Annotated in this window: 15 protein-coding genes; 11 read left to right on the top strand and 4 right to left on the bottom strand. The window is 54.5% G+C overall.

From position 1 onward, the window contains the following. Window positions 1-61 precede the first annotated feature (61 nt). Window positions 62-871, bottom strand: a complete 810-nt coding sequence (locus ACCI49_RS01770) for an iron chelate uptake ABC transporter family permease subunit (protein WP_371837341.1) — start codon at window positions 869-871, stop codon at window positions 62-64. A 10-nt stretch (window positions 872-881) separates the two neighbouring features. Beyond that, the gene (gene znuC / locus ACCI49_RS01765) at window positions 882-1667 is read right to left on the bottom strand and encodes a zinc ABC transporter ATP-binding protein ZnuC (protein WP_371837340.1); all 786 of its coding nucleotides are present in this window, start codon (window positions 1665-1667) and stop codon (window positions 882-884) included. Window positions 1668-1803: 136 nt separating this feature from the next. Here znuC and ACCI49_RS01760 point away from each other — a divergent pair, with 136 nt between their 5' ends. After that, entirely contained in the window at window positions 1804-2709 is a 906-nt protein-coding gene (locus ACCI49_RS01760) for a metal ABC transporter substrate-binding protein (RefSeq protein WP_371837249.1), read from the top strand. Window positions 2710-2778: 69 nt separating this feature from the next. On the opposite strand, the gene ACCI49_RS01755 is transcribed toward ACCI49_RS01760, so the two are convergent. Continuing rightward, the gene (locus ACCI49_RS01755; protein ID WP_371837248.1) at window positions 2779-3075 is read right to left on the bottom strand and encodes a hypothetical protein; all 297 of its coding nucleotides are present in this window, start codon (window positions 3073-3075) and stop codon (window positions 2779-2781) included. Window positions 3076-3431: 356 nt separating this feature from the next. Here ACCI49_RS01755 and polA point away from each other — a divergent pair, with 356 nt between their 5' ends. The 5 genes from polA to ACCI49_RS01730 all read left to right on the top strand — a co-directional run bounded on the left by polA (window position 3432) and on the right by ACCI49_RS01730 (window position 9551). After that, the gene (gene polA, locus ACCI49_RS01750; RefSeq protein WP_371837247.1) at window positions 3432-6170 is read left to right on the top strand and encodes a DNA polymerase I; all 2739 of its coding nucleotides are present in this window, start codon (window positions 3432-3434) and stop codon (window positions 6168-6170) included. Between the two features lie 514 nt (window positions 6171-6684). Next, window positions 6685-7329: a dienelactone hydrolase family protein gene (locus ACCI49_RS01745; protein WP_371837246.1), complete on the top strand. Its 645-nt coding sequence runs from the start codon at window positions 6685-6687 to the stop codon at window positions 7327-7329. Further along, on the top strand, window positions 7326-8294 hold the full coding sequence (locus tag ACCI49_RS01740) for a ribose-phosphate diphosphokinase (protein ID WP_371837245.1): 969 nt from the start codon (window positions 7326-7328) through the stop codon (window positions 8292-8294). The genes ACCI49_RS01745 and ACCI49_RS01740 overlap by 4 nt, the downstream gene beginning before the upstream one ends. A gap of 617 nt (window positions 8295-8911) precedes the next feature. Next, window positions 8912-9370 carry a hypothetical protein gene (locus tag ACCI49_RS01735; protein WP_371837244.1) on the top strand — a complete coding sequence of 153 codons (459 nt, stop codon included), beginning with the start codon at window positions 8912-8914 and terminating at the stop codon, window positions 9368-9370. A 4-nt stretch (window positions 9371-9374) separates the two neighbouring features. Further along, window positions 9375-9551 carry a hypothetical protein gene (locus ACCI49_RS01730; RefSeq protein WP_371837243.1) on the top strand — a complete coding sequence of 59 codons (177 nt, stop codon included), beginning with the start codon at window positions 9375-9377 and terminating at the stop codon, window positions 9549-9551. Window positions 9552-9681: 130 nt separating this feature from the next. Here the strand turns inward: ACCI49_RS01730 and yihA are convergent, their stop codons facing one another. Further along, window positions 9682-10341, bottom strand: a complete 660-nt coding sequence (gene yihA, locus ACCI49_RS01725; protein WP_371837242.1) for a ribosome biogenesis GTP-binding protein YihA/YsxC — start codon at window positions 10339-10341, stop codon at window positions 9682-9684. A 124-nt stretch (window positions 10342-10465) separates the two neighbouring features. Between yihA and ACCI49_RS01720 the strand changes: the two genes are divergently transcribed. The 5 genes from ACCI49_RS01720 (at window position 10466) to ACCI49_RS01700 (ending at window position 14623) form a co-directional block, all read left to right on the top strand. Further along, window positions 10466-11125 (top strand): c-type cytochrome, encoded by a 660-nt coding sequence (locus ACCI49_RS01720; RefSeq protein ID WP_371837241.1) that lies wholly within the window; start codon window positions 10466-10468, stop codon window positions 11123-11125. A gap of 230 nt (window positions 11126-11355) precedes the next feature. Then, window positions 11356-12042, top strand: a complete 687-nt coding sequence (locus tag ACCI49_RS01715) for a thiol:disulfide interchange protein DsbA/DsbL (protein ID WP_371837240.1) — start codon at window positions 11356-11358, stop codon at window positions 12040-12042. A 115-nt stretch (window positions 12043-12157) separates the two neighbouring features. Continuing rightward, complete coding sequence (locus ACCI49_RS01710; RefSeq protein ID WP_371837239.1) at window positions 12158-13357, top strand: c-type cytochrome; 1200 nt, start codon at window positions 12158-12160, stop codon at window positions 13355-13357. A 46-nt stretch (window positions 13358-13403) separates the two neighbouring features. After that, complete coding sequence (locus ACCI49_RS01705; protein WP_371837238.1) at window positions 13404-13868, top strand: ecotin family protein; 465 nt, start codon at window positions 13404-13406, stop codon at window positions 13866-13868. 269 nt (window positions 13869-14137) lie between these two features. Further along, window positions 14138-14623 carry a hypothetical protein gene (locus ACCI49_RS01700; protein WP_371837237.1) on the top strand — a complete coding sequence of 162 codons (486 nt, stop codon included), beginning with the start codon at window positions 14138-14140 and terminating at the stop codon, window positions 14621-14623. Window positions 14624-14658 lie beyond the last annotated feature (35 nt).

The raw sequence follows: 14658 nt of genomic DNA, 5'->3' as shown, positions 1-14658 counted from the left end.
GGTGCCAAAATGCGATAAATGGCACCTATCAAGAAGGTCATAAGAGAGTATTGTTTTGGCGTCATTTACTACCAAGTGGGCGTAGCTGGCAGATGAGGAAGAACAGCGAAGCGGCCAGGACAATAGAAGGCCCGGCGGGGGTATTCCACAAAATTGAGGCCAGCAGACCAAGCACCACGGCGAGACAGCCGATCAGTGATGCCAGCAGGGCCATCTTTTCCGGTGTACGGGAGAGCTTGCGCGCCGCAGCGGCGGGAATTATCAGCAGTGCTGTAATCAGCAATACGCCGACAACTTTCATGGCGATAGCAATTAGCAGCGCCAACATCAACATCAGGGCCATGCGCACCCGTTCCACCGATATGCCTTCAACGGAAGCTAACTCCTCGTGCAGGGTAAAGGCCAGAAGTTTTTCCCAAAGGAAATAGAGTAGGGCAAGAATACCCACCGCTGTCACGGACATCAGCACAAGATCATGACTGCCCACTGCGAGAAGGTCGCCCAGTAGCAGAGAGAGTAAGTCCACTTTTATCTGGAACAGGCTCACGGTTACTATGCCGAGAGCCAGCATTGAATGGGAGAGGATACCCAGCAAGGTATCTACCGCCAGTTTTTGTCGCCGTTGCAGATACATCAAGAGTACCGCCAGCAGGCAGCAGGTGGCGCCAACGGCCAGTGTTGGCATGATATGCAGGACAAAGCCCAAGGTAACGCCGAGCAGAGCAGAGTGGGCGAGGGTGTCGCCAAAATAGGCCATGCGTCGCCACACAGCAAAACAGCCGAGTGGGCCGCTGACCACGGCCACCAGTAGGCCGGCGCACAGGGCGTACCAGAGAAATTGGCTGTGCAGTAACTCACTGAAGTCGACCACTTTTGGCTCTCTATTTTTTATTGCTGGGAGTTTTCTTGGGGTGGTCGTGTATACACTCGCCCGCATCAGCAATATCACCACTCAATTTGTGTTGGTGGTTGTGTTGGTGCGTGTAGGGAGCCACTTTGTCACCAAAGAGTTCCAGATAGGCTGGGTCCTTGCTCACTTGTTCAGGGTGGCCATGGCAACAGATGTGTTGGTTGAGACACAGTACGCGGTCAGTTGCGGCCATTACCAGGTGCAGGTCGTGAGAAACCAGTAATACCCCACAGCCGAGCTCGTCTCTCAGAGTAGCAATCAACTGGTACAATTCACTCTGTCCTCCTACATCCACCCCTTGAGTGGGTTCATCCAGCACCAGTAATTGTGGCTTGCGGGATGCCGCACGGGCGAGCAGAACTCTCTGCATCTCTCCGCCGGAGAGGTTGGCCAGGCTGGCTTTGAGAAGTTGCCCGGCACCGACTCTATCCAGTGCTTTTTGGGCCTGGGCTACGTCCATACCGGGTTGGCCAAGCAGCAGGAAGCGCTCCACGGACATGGGCATGGAGCTATCAATTTGCAGTCGCTGTGGCATGTAGCCGATACGCAGTCCCGGCAAGCGCCAGATGCTCCCACTGCTAGGCTTGGTAAGGTCCAGTAGCAACCTGAGTAGAGTGGTTTTACCTGCACCATTTGGGCCTATCAGGGTCACAATTTCCCCCTGTAGCAATTCCAGGGTTATGCCCTTGAGCAGCTGCCGGCCGGTTAATTGCAGAGAGATACTGTCGGCGGTAATTAGCGGCGCGGAAGGGCTCAGGGTGGAATCTCCGGGGTTGGCAAGGAAAACGGTTTCTTCTTTCCGGCTTTAACGGCGCGCCACCGGATGCGTATCTGGCCAATCGGGCTGGCGGCTTTAAGCCGGTTGTGATTATATCCCAGTTTTGTGTCACTAAATGTTTCCGATGTCCCCCTCTATACGTGTTTCCTTCACTTCCGTCCTGGTCATACTGAGTTTGTGCCTGCTGGCCTGTAGTAAACCGCAACAGCCTAGTGGGCAGGCGGAAGTAGTGGTCAGTGTAGGTCCCCTGGCTCTGATTGCCCGAGAAATTACCGGGGAGGAGCTGCCCGTGCGTCAGCTGATAAAGGGAGCCGATCCTCATCACTATGCCCCCAGTGTCTCCGAGCGCGCCTTATTGGAGCGTTCACTACTCCTTGTGTGGCTGGGGCCGCAAATGGAAGGTGTTCTCGCTAAGCAGGCGTCATTTCTTGCTGATGAGCGGCAGCTGCAACTGCTGAGTCGTGACGATTATGAATACAAGGGTGCCAGCGTTACCGACCCTCACCTGTGGTTGCGCCCGCGCAATGCGGCGATTGTGGCTGCGCAGATCGCCGAACGTCTGGCCGAGTTGCGGCCACGGCAGGCCGAGCTATATCGCAGTCGCGCGCGGGATTTCTCCCAGTCCATGGCCAATTTGCAAAAGGTGCTAGATCGCGCCTTGTGGGGTTACCGTGATGTCCCAATAGTGGTTACCCACGATGCCTATGGGCACTTCTTTGGATCTGCTGGGGTGACAACTCACGCGCTCGGGGATGGCAGCGGCGGTGGCTACGGTGCTCGCACTATGCTCGATCTCTCCGCAATGGAGCAGGGTTGCCTTTTTGGGGAGGTGCCAGAAAATGACCGCGACCGACAGCTGGCGGAGCACCTGGGGCTGAAATACGCGGCGCTGGATCTACTTGGCGAGAAGCTGGCAGATAATGCCAGTTATCGAGACCTGATCGAATCCCTACTAACGCAGGCGCGTAGTTGTCTGAGCCAGATTCCCGACACGGGTCATGGCCGTGCCTCACAGGAGTGATTGCCTGGAGGCGGAAAGGGCACCCGGCGCTAGCTACTGCCGGGTGCAGAGAAAAATTGAAGGGAAGGGTTAACCGGCGTTGTCACTTTCATCTTTTATTTTTTGTAGTTTTTCCACGCGCATGGCATTGCCTTCGGCCTGCCGGCGCAGCTTTTCCAGCTGGCGCATTTGGCGTTTAAACAGGGCCTTTTCTTGTTCCCGTGTTGCTTCCTCCAACATCAACTCGTGACTTGGCGAGTATGGAAAAGCCGCTGTTGCAGAGTTCGCCTTTTGAGCCTTCTCCGTTTCGCAGGCTGAAACCGCGCCAGCTTGTATAGCCAAGATGTGGGCAGCCAGTGAAAGAGCGGCGTACATCACTCCTCTCATAATTAGAGTCCTTCCTTTAAATATCTGATGGGCACTGTTTCCGTAGGAACAACAATCCCTGTGCCGCCTGTAGGCAGCCAGTCACTGATGGTCCCTGGGGAGATAGCGAATGGTTAAAGTCGCTACCGGCAAGACTAGACAAGCCTGAGGGTTTGGTGAGGCTAATACGCCGATAGTTGTCGCCGCCGCGCCGAGATGAGTTGGCTTAGATGTAAAGGGGATTCAGGCGAAGGGGGTGGCGGCAAATATTATTCTCAGCCTTGATAGGCGGAAAAACTGTGTGAAGGGCGTTATCCTATCGACCTCTCTCGCGCCCCGAGCGCCAAACATAGCCAAGTAAAAGAACTCCGTACTTTATGAGTAAACAAAACACCGATGCCGCTCCGCTGATTTTGGTGGATGGCTCCTCTTACCTGTATCGCGCCTTCCATGCCCTACCGCCGTTAACCACTAGCCAGGGTAAACCTACTGGTGCGGTGCGAGGTGTGATTAGTATGTTGCGCCGCCACTTGAAGGAGCATCCGGATAGCCCTGTGGTAGTGGTGTTTGATGCTAAGGGCAAAACTTTCCGCGATGAGATGTTCGCCGAATACAAATCTCACCGCCCACCTATGCCCGATGACCTGCGCGAACAGATTCAGCCGATTCATGACATTATCGACGCTATGGGATTGCCCCGCCTGGTGGTGGATGGCGTCGAGGCGGATGATGTTATTGGCACCCTGGCCCTGGAGGCCCAACAACAGGGGCTTGAGGTGATTATTTCCACCGGTGATAAGGATATGGCGCAATTGGTGCGCCCTGGCGTCACCTTGGTTAATACCATGTCTAATACCGAGCTGGACAGCGAAGGCGTGGTAAAGAAATTCGGTATTGGCCCCGAGTTGATCATCGACTTCCTGGCCTTGATGGGAGACAAGTCTGACAATATCCCAGGCGTACCGGGGGTTGGTGAGAAGACCGCACTGGCTCTGCTGCAGAATCTCGGCGAGCTAAAGACAATCTACGCCGACCTTGACGCGATTACACCCCTGGCGTTTCGCGGAGCCAAGACGCTTGGCAAGAAAATGGCAGAACATCGTGAAGCAGCGGAGCTTTCTTACAAGCTGGCCACGATCAAGACCGATGTAGAAATGCCCTACCATCCACAGGACCTGCATAACTCAGCCCCCAACACTGAGGCACTGATCAAGCTGTTCACTCAGAATGAGTTCCGTGCTTGGTTGGAAGAGCTGACCACTGAGGAAGCCGATGAAGCAATGTCTGAGGCCGCCGAACGGGATTATGTCATCGTGACTGAGATGGCGGAGTTGGATACTTGGATACAGCAGCTCAAGGGCGCCAATATTTTCTCTTTTGATACAGAGACCACCAGCCTCAATTACATGCAGGCAAAACTGGTGGGCGTGTCTTTTGCCGTGGAGCCTTACCGCGCTGCTTATGTGCCCCTGGCCCACGACTATATGGGCGCACCAGAACAGTTGCCTATTGAAGAAGTGCTGCAAAAACTGAAGCCGCTGCTGGAGAGTGAAAAGCAGAGAAAGGTGGGGCAGAACCTCAAATACGATAGCCATATATTGGCCAATTACGGTATTGAACTGCGCGGCATCGCGCGAGATACCATGTTGGAATCTTATGTACTCGACAGTACTGGCAGTCGTCACGATATGGACAGCCTGGCCCTCAAATACCTAGGCGAGCACACGGTACATTTTGAAGATATCGCTGGTAAAGGTGTCAAGCAGCTTACTTTCAATCAGATTGAGCTGGACAAGGCTGGGCCCTACGCTGCCGAGGATGCCGATATTACTTTACGTCTGCACAATGAGCTGAGTACGCGCCTGGAGCGGGAGCCCACCCTGGTAAAAGTGCTCAATGAGATTGAAATGCCACTGTTGCCTGTGCTCGCGCGCATGGAGCGCAATGGCGCTTATATCGATGCGAAGATGCTTGCGGCGCAGAGTGCCGAGCTGGAGCAGTCAATGCGCGAGCTGGAGCAGAAGGCTTATGCTGTGGCTGGAGAGGAATTCAATCTGGGTTCCACCAAGCAACTTGGCGTCATTTTATTTGAGAAACTGCAGATCCCAGTGATCAAGAAAACGCCTAAGGGTGCCCCCTCCACAGCGGAGGCGGTGCTGCAGGAACTGGCACATAACCATGAATTGCCGGCGCTGATCATGCAGTACCGCGGCTTGGCCAAATTGAAAAACACCTATACCGACAAGCTACCGAAGATGATTGATCCGGCTAGTGGTCGCGTCCACACTTCCTATCATCAGGCAGTAGCGGCTACCGGACGCCTGTCTTCCAGCGACCCCAACCTGCAGAATATTCCGATTCGCACCGATGAGGGCCGCCGTATTCGCCGCGCCTTTACCGCCGACCCGCGTATCAATGGCGGCAGTGAAATCATCGCCGCGGACTATTCGCAGATCGAATTGCGCATTATGGCGCATCTGTCTGGTGATAAAGGTTTAGTGGATGCCTTTGCCCATGACGCGGATATTCACCGTGCCACTGCCGCTGAAGTGTTTGAAGTCGCTCTGGATGAGGTCAGTGACGAGCAGCGCCGCCGTGCCAAGGCTATCAATTTCGGCCTGATTTACGGCATGTCTGCTTTCGGCCTGGCCAAGCAGCTGGATATCCCCCGCGCCGATGCCCAGATTTATATCGATCGTTATTTCGAGCGCTACCCAGGCGTGCTGCGCTATATGGAGACTACCCGTACGCAGGCTGCGGAGAAGGGCTATGTGGAAACCCTGTTCGGCCGCCGCTTGTATCTGCCGGAAATTAACTCGCGCAATGGAATGCAGCGTCAGGCGGCTGAACGCACTGCCATCAATGCACCCATGCAGGGTACTGCCGCCGATATTATCAAGCTGGCTATGATCGCTGTAGATACCTGGCTCAGGGAGCAAAATTTACAGACCAAACTGATTATGCAGGTACACGATGAGCTGGTTCTTGAGGTACCCAAGATGGAAACTGAAACTGTCGCCAGCGGTCTGGTTGAATTAATGCAGGGTGCGGCGCAGTTGGATGTACCACTGATTGTCGATCTGGGTCGTGGCAAAAACTGGGATGAGGCCCACTAAAAATGGCCTTTTGTTGATTCCTGTGCCTGCAACCTTATTCGCTGCCACCGAAATTTTGGCAATGGGGTAGCTGCAGAGGACGTTTAACGAATATTGCGCCAATTTTCATGTTTTGATCGGCGTTTTTACGATCTTTGTGGGAATTCGTGGAACTGTTCCGGCGCAGGGCTCTCTAAAAGGGCAAGATTGTTGGAATGCGTCATCATCCCCCAAGGAAGTCAGATGTTTGCCCCGGTACTCCCCCAAGTCCGGGGCATTTTTTTTGCCCTCTTACCGGAAAAGTTTTTGCTCCCTCCCTGCTCTTCCAAGCTTTTTCATGGATTAGGTGACACTACCGCGGCGGTTGGGCTCACTGGCGTTTGGCTGGTCTAGTCTGAGCACTACAGAGTTTGCATTTAATCAAAAAATCTTTAGGCATCTTTTCCGAGGATCGCGCTCTTCCTAGGAGTGGATGCGGGGCAGGGAAGTGCTGCTTAGGCGCAACCCCTGGCCGATTTCAGCCGGGAGACAATTAATGCAGAGCAGGGTCATTGCGTTGGCAGCGGAGGGCAAAACCTTAAACGCCTCGCTCACTCTGCCGCAAGATGCGCGGGCGCTTGTGATTTTTGCCCATGGCAGTGGCAGCAGCCGCACCAGCCCGCGCAATATTGCTGTGGCCGGTAAGTTAAATGATGCTGGCTTTGCCACCCTATTGTTTGATCTATTAAGTGCTGATGAAAGCCGTGCCGATGCCGCCACTTGCGAGTATCGCTTTGACATCGACTTGAGCGCGCGCCGCCTGGTGGAAGTGGTCGACTGGGCCGCACATGATGAGAGTACCCGGAAACTCCAGGTTGGTCTATTTGGCGCCAGTACCGGGGCAGCTGTCGCGCTGGTAGCAGCTGCAGAACGCCCCTCACTGGTGAATGCAGTGGTTTCCCGAGGCGGTCGCCCAGACTTGGCCGGAGCAGACCTATCGTTGGTAAAGGCCCCGACACTATTGCTTGTTGGCGGAGATGACAAGCAGGTGCTGGAATTGAATAAAGAGGCGTTGACCCACATGGTAAATGGGCCCCGACTACAAATCATTCCCCATGCGAGTCACCTATTTGAGGAGCCTGGGACAATGGATGAGGTGGTGCGCCTGACAACCCGTTGGTTTCGCGCGAACCTGATATGAGTCGCTTAAAACTGTTCAGCCTGGATGCCGGTGCTGATTTCGGTGGACGAGTTGCGGCCGCACTGGGGGAACCTCTCGCTAAACATGAGGAGCGTTGCTTTGCTGATGGTGAGCACAAGGTGCGCCCGCTGGATGACGTGGAGGGTGCTGATGTTTTCCTGGTGCAATCCCTTTACGCCGATTCTGTTAGCAGCGTGGATGAGAAGTTGCTGCGTAGTTTATTCTTTATCGGTGCCTTGCGGGATGCTGGCGCCGCGCGGGTTGCAGCAGTAATACCCTACCTATGTTACGGCCGAAAGGATCGGCGCACCAAACTGCGCGATCCCCTGCCCACCCGGTACCTGGCCAGCCTCCTGGAAGCAGTGGGCACCCAGGCAGTAATCACTCTTGAAGCCCACAATCTGTCCGCTTTCGAAAATGCCTTCCGCTGTCGCACGGTCCATCTATTGGCAGATCCTCTATTGTTGGAATTGGCTGTGGCACGAATGTCCTCTGAAAAGAGGCCACTAGTGGTGCTATCACCGGATGAGGGCGGCATAAAGCGAGCGGAAAAATTTCGCAGAGCTCTAAGCGAGGGGTTGCAAAGGCCGATCGGTAGGGCGTATGTGGAGAAGTACCGCAGTGGCGAGCATCTGAGTGGCGGTACCCTGGTTGGTGAGGTTGCTGAGGCTGCAGTACTGATTGTGGATGACCTGATTGCCAGCGGTGCAACCCTGTGCAGCGCCGTGCGCGCCGTGCAGACCGCTGGGGCAGGGCGGATACTGGCGCTAGCCAGTCATGGCCAGTTCAGCGGCGAGGCGCGGGCTGCACTGGCGCGTTTGCCGCTAGAGTGTATTGCGGTGACAAATTCACTGCCGCAGGTGGGGCTGCCAGGAAATTATGCGCTGCTGGATTGCGCTCCATTGATAGCAGAGGCGATTCGCCGTCTGCATCACGCCGGTCCAGTAAGTGAACTGACGATTTGATGATGATGGGAATTGTTGCCCTTTCCAACTAACTAAGCCTTTGGAAGGAAAGCACCTGCTTCCACATATATTTCCAGGTTTACATTTATTTACTTAAGCCTTGGGAACAAACGTGAGCACCAGAGTATCGAAACAGACAGATCATTGTTGCTCCCTAACCCTAAAGCGTTCAGCTTTTTAACCCCGGACTGTCCCCAACTCCGGGGTTTTTTTTGCCTGCTGAATATAACCACCGATTGCCGCCCATAATTCCGGTCAAGGAAATAACCTGCTAGTTAACGTGATTGGAATCTATTTCCGGAATTAATTTACATGGCAGCATAGTATTCACACTGCCTTGATGACGCTGGTTGATGGTTGGGAATGTTCCCGGTATCAGCCTAACCTTTGAATAGGTGAAAAGTTTGTTATCGAGGAATCCTCAGGCGTATCCGTCCCCCTGGATGCGTCTGGAAGTGCCCCACCCCAAGGGCACTGACCCCTAGCCGGCAGCCCCCATCTGCCGGCTTTTTTTTTCTGTAAAAGGTCACTTAGATTTTCGGCAAAAGCCTCTTTTTGTACTTGCAAATGATAATGGTTCGCATTAGTGTTAATTGAGTTCTAACAGGGGGGGTACCGTGAATTTACGTTACCTATGTGCAAATCACCGTCAGTGGTTGGTTGATAACAAGGATTGTGCGGAAAAGGCGTGGTGGGATTGGATGGAGCGAGGCAAGCTCCTGTCAGAGGAGGGCAACCACTTGGAGGCAATTCCCTATCTGGGATGTGCCTTTGACGTGGCGGGCATGTTACTGACATGTCAGTGGCCCTGTTATGCAACGTCTGCACAGCGCTTTAGTGAGAGCGCTGTCGGCTTGATGGAAGCTTACCGGGAGCAGGGCGATGAAAAACTACACCAATACATCCTCGCCGGGGCCAGCTCTGCACTCGCCCGCCAGCTGGGAGAGCGCGACAAACAGGAAGTTGCCGCTGGCTGTATCGGTGCCCTCTATGCAAATGGTTCCGGAGAGCCTATCCCAGCAATTACCGGGGGGGAAACCCCAGCGGGAGTTGGATCAAATCTGCGCCCGCACTGAGAAAATGGCAGTAGAGTCCTCGCGCCTGCTCACCATTTCCATTCGAGAGGAGACCCTGATTGCCTTGCTGGCACAGCGTCACCTCTGTGCTGAAGATTTGTATTGCCCGACACCGAGGGCACACCAACAACTACGAAGGGCACTATTGCGTACCTTGGTACCGGTTACGAAGCCCGGTTGAAACCTTTGGATTTGTATGGAGTTGGTGGCCCCCTCGAGTCTCACCACCTTTTAATAGGCGTATGCGCGGCATAGCCAGTCAGAGAAGTGTTGGCTGCGAAGATTGATTGGGGCCAATTCAGAGTATGCAATCAGTCCTCCGCTGAAGCTTCTTCTGCTTGGGGGGCAAGCCATGCGTTCAATTTACGCTCCAGCTTGTCCAGGCCGGCTTTCTTGGTGGAGGAGAAAGTCTGTACGGTAACTCCGCGGTCCAGGCCCAATTGCTTGATGGCTTTTTCCACGGCAAAGCGGGCGTTGTTAGCGGGACCGTTTTTTAGCTTATCCGCCTTGGTGAGTAGGATATGCACAGGTAGGCCGGCTTCAACGGCCCAAGTGAGCATATGTATATCGAACTCCTTGAGTGGCTGGCGTATGTCCATCAACAGCACCAGGCCCTTCAGGCAGGTGCGTTGCTCCAGGTATTCGGCCAGGTGGCGCTGCCACTCATCCTTCATGGCACGGGCTACCTTAGCGTAGCCGTAGCCTGGTAGGTCCACTAGGCGCTGCTGTTCGGACAGGCTGAAGAAATTGATCAGCTGGGTGCGGCCAGGGGTTTTGGAGGTCCGTGCCAGCTTGTTGTTACCAGTTAGGGCATTGATGGCGCTGGATTTCCCTGCATTAGAGCGGCCGGCGAATGCCACCTCGGCACCTGAGTCCTCTGGACACTCGGTTAGGGTGGGGGCACTGGTAAGAAATCGTATAGTACGATAGTTCAGTTTCTGCGGTTGGGCTTCAAATTTGGTAATTGACATGGTTTAAGTCTGCTGATTCGGTACACTCGCTTGGCGCGCAAGTATATAATGCCGCGGTTTTCGCGTCGCAGGACTATTGGGGGCGACACGAAATGCCATATCTCAGCGCGCAACGGGACGACGTATGAACAGCTTTATCAAGAACACTGCTCTGGCACTCGGTTTAGTTATCGGCCTGGGGTCCGTACCCTTTGCAATGGCCTCGGGCGATGCTGCTGCGGGCAAGGCAAAAGCCGCCCAGTGCGCGGCCTGTCACGGTGTTGACGGCAACAGCCTGGCTCCGGCCTTCCCCAAAATTGCCGGCCTCGGGGAAAAATATCTTTATAAGCAGCTTAAGGATATCCAGAATAAAACCCGTGATATTCCACAGATGATCGGCCAGCTGGACAATTTCAATGACCAGGATCTTCAGGATATCGCTGCCTACTTTGCCTCCCAGCCGATGCAGCTTTCTGGCTCCGAGGCCATCGCCATCAAATTGAACAGTGGCGACAGTGTTGATGGCTTGACCTTTGGGCGCAACCTGTACCGCGCAGGTAACATGGAAACCGGCGTACCCGCTTGCATGGGCTGTCACTCCCCCATTGGCCTGGGTAATGCGCCAGCGGGTTATCCGCGTCTGTCTGGTCAGTACCCCGAGTACATAGAGATGCAACTGAAAGCCTTCCGTGCTGGCACTCGCGATAATGACGGCGATACCCGCACTATGCGCACTGTGGCCAAGCAACTCTCAGATGCAGAGATCAAGGCAGTCGCCAATTATATTGCTGGCCTGACAGAGTAAACTTGTCAGTCATAGTTACGAGAGGCCGGTCACACACCGGCCTTTTTTGTGCCCAGTACTCGCTTACAGGCCCAGGAATTAGGTAAAGTATTGCAGCTTTTGCGGAGTTTCCTTGCCTGTGGCAATGGGAACTTAAATAATCTGTGTTGTCTATTGTGACCTCAGTGGTCCGGCAACCAGCCGCAAAGAGGCGCTCGAACCACGAAAGTAAAAGCTGGAGAAGACTTATTATGAGAGCAGTTCTCGCCCCAATAACGATGGTATTGGCTGTATTGTTCAGCCTTGTCGCCTGCGCCCAGGAAAGCGGCGAGTTTAAAGCCGGCCAACACTACCAAGTATTGCCGCAGACGGTTGCGCAGAAAAATGACAACAAGATCGAAGTAACTGAGATGTTCTGGTACGGTTGTGCCCACTGTTACCATTTTGAGTCGACCCTCGAGCGCTGGAAGGAGAAAATGCCCAGTGATGTTGCCCTTCTGAAGCTACCTGCTATCTGGCAGCCGGTGATGGATGTGCATGCGCGTCTGTTCTACGTCGCTGATGCCATGGGTGTTCTGGATACAATGCATACCCCTCTGTTTAACACTATTTATAATCAGCGCCAGATGCTTGCCATTCGTGAGGGACGCAATTGGAAGCCGGATTTGGGTGCGATTGAGGCGTTATTCAATAAGCACGGTGCAGATGGCGCCAAGGCTGCCAAATTGATGAACTCCTTCGCAATTAACAGCAAGGTAAAGCAGGGAATGGCTAACCAGCGTGCCTATAAGATGACTGGTACTCCAGAAGTGGTTGTGGCCGGTAAGTACCGCATCAGCTCTTCCCTCCCAGGCTACAAGGGAAAGAGCAACAGCCAGGAAGTGATGTTGCAGGTAGCTGACTACCTGATCGCCAAGGAGCGCGCCGACCGCGGCTAATTCCTCAGCTGAGTCAAACCCCGCCGTGAGCGGGGTTTTTTGTATCCCGTTTCTTTGCTCCAGACTTTTTCTATTGCAGCGCTTTCTCGCTGTGATCCCCATCGGGAAGTACCCCATGAGATACCAATGGATCTGGCTCTGCTTTTGCTTCCTGGCCCTCTTTCTCCAGCCTCTATGGGCACAGCAATCCCCAGAAAACGATAGGCTGGCTGCACGCGCCAGCAACCTGCTTTCCTATATAGCGGTAGATTATGGCGATGCCATTGATGAGGGAAGACTGTTGGATACTGAGCTCTATCAATTGCAGCAACAGCATGCTCTACAGGCTCTGCAACTGGTACAGCAATTGCCGGCCCGGCCAGGACGGGCAACCCTGGAAAAAAGCATTGCTGAGTTGGGACAAGCGATAGAACACAGGGAGAGTGCGAAGAAGGTGCGCCGACGCGCAAATGAAACGGCCGATCGGCTCGCAGCCCTATACCAGATGCAGAGATCACCGGCCCACACGCTACCCGCAGCGACTTTGGCCATGCCTCTATACAGACAACGCTGTGTCAGTTGCCACGGTGAACAGGGTGAAGGGGGAGCCGGTGGGCCAGATTTGCAGGATGCAACTCGAATCGCTAATTTCAGTTTGTACGATCTCTACAACACTCTGGACCCAACGGTGGAGGGCGCCCATGAGGGTGATGTTGATGGAACACTGAGTGCTTGGCAGCGCTGGGCGCTGGCTGTCACTGTGGCTGCTTTTTCGGTAGAGGGGCAGTTGCCCCCATCCGTTGACCTCGCGGAGCGCTACCCCGCCCTAGTGGGACTACCAGGTATGGCAGTCACGCGCCCAGTGGAATTACCAGATGATGCCGCGAGTGCCTTGATGTGGTGGCGCGCCCATCCCCATCTGGTGCGTGCTTTGGAGCCCCCTCTGGCCCGAGCCGACGGCCTGTTGCGACTGGCGGTAACGGATTACCGTGGCGGTGACAGTGCCGGTGCCTATCACAAGCTGATGCTCGCTTATCGCGAGGGGTACCTGCCCCTACGTGCCCAGATCGGGGCACGTGATGAGGTATTGATAACCCAGTTGCAGGCCCGCTGGCAAAAGCTGCGCCGTCAGGTGCTTACAGGTGCGCCTAATGCCGAGGTGATAGCCTCCTTTCAGGATCTGCGTGCAATGCTTGCGGTTGCACAGGCGCGCATTGGGTCCCCTGTGGGCAATGAACGTGGATATCTGTGGGCAGGGCTGCTCTTTGCCCTGGCGCTGACACTGACACTGGGCCTGTGGTGGGGGCTGCGCAGGAGAAAGCTGTCTAGACTGTAAGAAGGTTTGTGCGCCAGAGAAATGATCTTAAGGTGAGGAAATCTCCATGGCAAGATCCTTCGTTGCAGTTCTTATTCTGTTCGCTGTGGTCTTAGCCCAGGCTGCGGAGCCATTGGATGCTTTCCCAGCGGAAGTGGACGGCAAGCGGCGCCACGTCATTCAGTTACCCAAGGTGGTTGATGAGAGTCGCTTTATGGTGGAGTTGGTGCCAGGAAAAAGCGCTATCGCCGATTGCAATCTGCGCAGTTTCAGTGCGCCGCTGCAGCGCCAAGTGTTACCGGGTTGGAGCTACCCCTACTATGTCCTATCTGAATTGAAACCAACACCAGGTACACAAAAGGTGTGTGCGCCCGGTTCCGAATCCCGGCGCTTTATCAGTGTACGGGGGGAGGGCTTGATACTGCCCTATAATAGTAGCCTGCCGCTGGTGGTGTACCTGCCAGAGGGTGTACAGCTCAAATATCGCGTGTGGCGAGCAGATAAGAACCTGTCCGACGCCCGAACTCATTAAAGATTCTGCTTCATTCCCTCTGGGTAAACCAATCTATTCCTGAAGGCCATATGGCGCCTCAATAAATATTTTTAATGCTTCCAATGCCACTGTTGGATTTTGCGTCTAGCCTTACTAAGCAAAGGATGTGAAAAAGAGCGCCTATGCAATTTTTCACGCCGGTCGCCAAGGCTGCTACCGGATAGGAAAATTGGCGGCGATCCCTGCCGCCGTTCGCAGCAACCCCAACCCGTGGTGACCTCTACGGGGCAGACACAGTAGAGCAGCGCATGAAGTATTTGCGTAATTACCTATCAAGTCGCGTTCTGGTTTCCCTCCCGCAGGCCTATACGGCAATTCTGGTGCTTTGCCTGCTGTTGCCACTCACCGCGGCAGCAGAGTCGGCCCAACAGAAATGGGCGGGAAACTGGCTGGTTGTCAGCGAGGGCGATGACCAACTGGTTTGGCAACTTAATGCCGATGGTTCCGGTTATGCCTACGGCTTTAATTCCGGAGGTCGCCTGACCCATGGCTTTGCCATTAACTGGCAATTGGATGGTGACCGCGTGCGAGTTCGTACCGGTGCCTCGGTGCATTGTAAGGGCGGTGTGGTGTCAGTGTCCTTTCGTGGCTGGAGTCGATCCACTTTGCTTTTCGCCGTAATTGACGGTCGTCACTGGCTCCAGGCGGGTGGAGGTCTTTTAAGCTTCCAGCGCCGACTCAGTGATTGGCGCACACCCAAGGCGGGTACCCATTGTCCGAATATTGCCAGCTGAGATTGCTTCTGTGCCATTACTTTCCAGCAGTACCA

Source organism: Microbulbifer epialgicus, assembly GCF_041447265.1.
Classification (GTDB): domain Bacteria; phylum Pseudomonadota; class Gammaproteobacteria; order Pseudomonadales; family Cellvibrionaceae; genus Microbulbifer; species Microbulbifer epialgicus.
Note: the sequence above shows the minus strand (reverse complement) of the source record. Positions and strands in the feature narration are given on the sequence as shown.

Bases quoted from the DNA above. Each gene is read 5' to 3' on its own strand.
- ACCI49_RS01760 (WP_371837249.1), top strand. From the start codon at position 1,804: ATGTTTCCGATGTCCCCCTCTATACGTGTTTCCTTCACTTCCGTCCTG.
- ACCI49_RS01755 (WP_371837248.1), bottom strand. From the start codon at position 3,075: ATGAGAGGAGTGATGTACGCCGCTCTTTCACTGGCTGCCCACATCTTG.
- polA (WP_371837247.1), top strand. From the start codon at position 3,432: ATGAGTAAACAAAACACCGATGCCGCTCCGCTGATTTTGGTGGATGGC.
- ACCI49_RS01745 (WP_371837246.1), top strand. From the start codon at position 6,685: ATGCAGAGCAGGGTCATTGCGTTGGCAGCGGAGGGCAAAACCTTAAAC.
- ACCI49_RS01740 (WP_371837245.1), top strand. From the start codon at position 7,326: ATGAGTCGCTTAAAACTGTTCAGCCTGGATGCCGGTGCTGATTTCGGT.
- ACCI49_RS01730 (WP_371837243.1), top strand. From the start codon at position 9,375: ATGGCAGTAGAGTCCTCGCGCCTGCTCACCATTTCCATTCGAGAGGAG.
- yihA (WP_371837242.1), bottom strand. From the start codon at position 10,341: ATGTCAATTACCAAATTTGAAGCCCAACCGCAGAAACTGAACTATCGT.
- ACCI49_RS01720 (WP_371837241.1), top strand. From the start codon at position 10,466: ATGAACAGCTTTATCAAGAACACTGCTCTGGCACTCGGTTTAGTTATC.
- ACCI49_RS01715 (WP_371837240.1), top strand. From the start codon at position 11,356: ATGAGAGCAGTTCTCGCCCCAATAACGATGGTATTGGCTGTATTGTTC.
- ACCI49_RS01710 (WP_371837239.1), top strand. From the start codon at position 12,158: ATGAGATACCAATGGATCTGGCTCTGCTTTTGCTTCCTGGCCCTCTTT.
- ACCI49_RS01705 (WP_371837238.1), top strand. From the start codon at position 13,404: ATGGCAAGATCCTTCGTTGCAGTTCTTATTCTGTTCGCTGTGGTCTTA.
- ACCI49_RS01700 (WP_371837237.1), top strand. From the start codon at position 14,138: ATGAAGTATTTGCGTAATTACCTATCAAGTCGCGTTCTGGTTTCCCTC.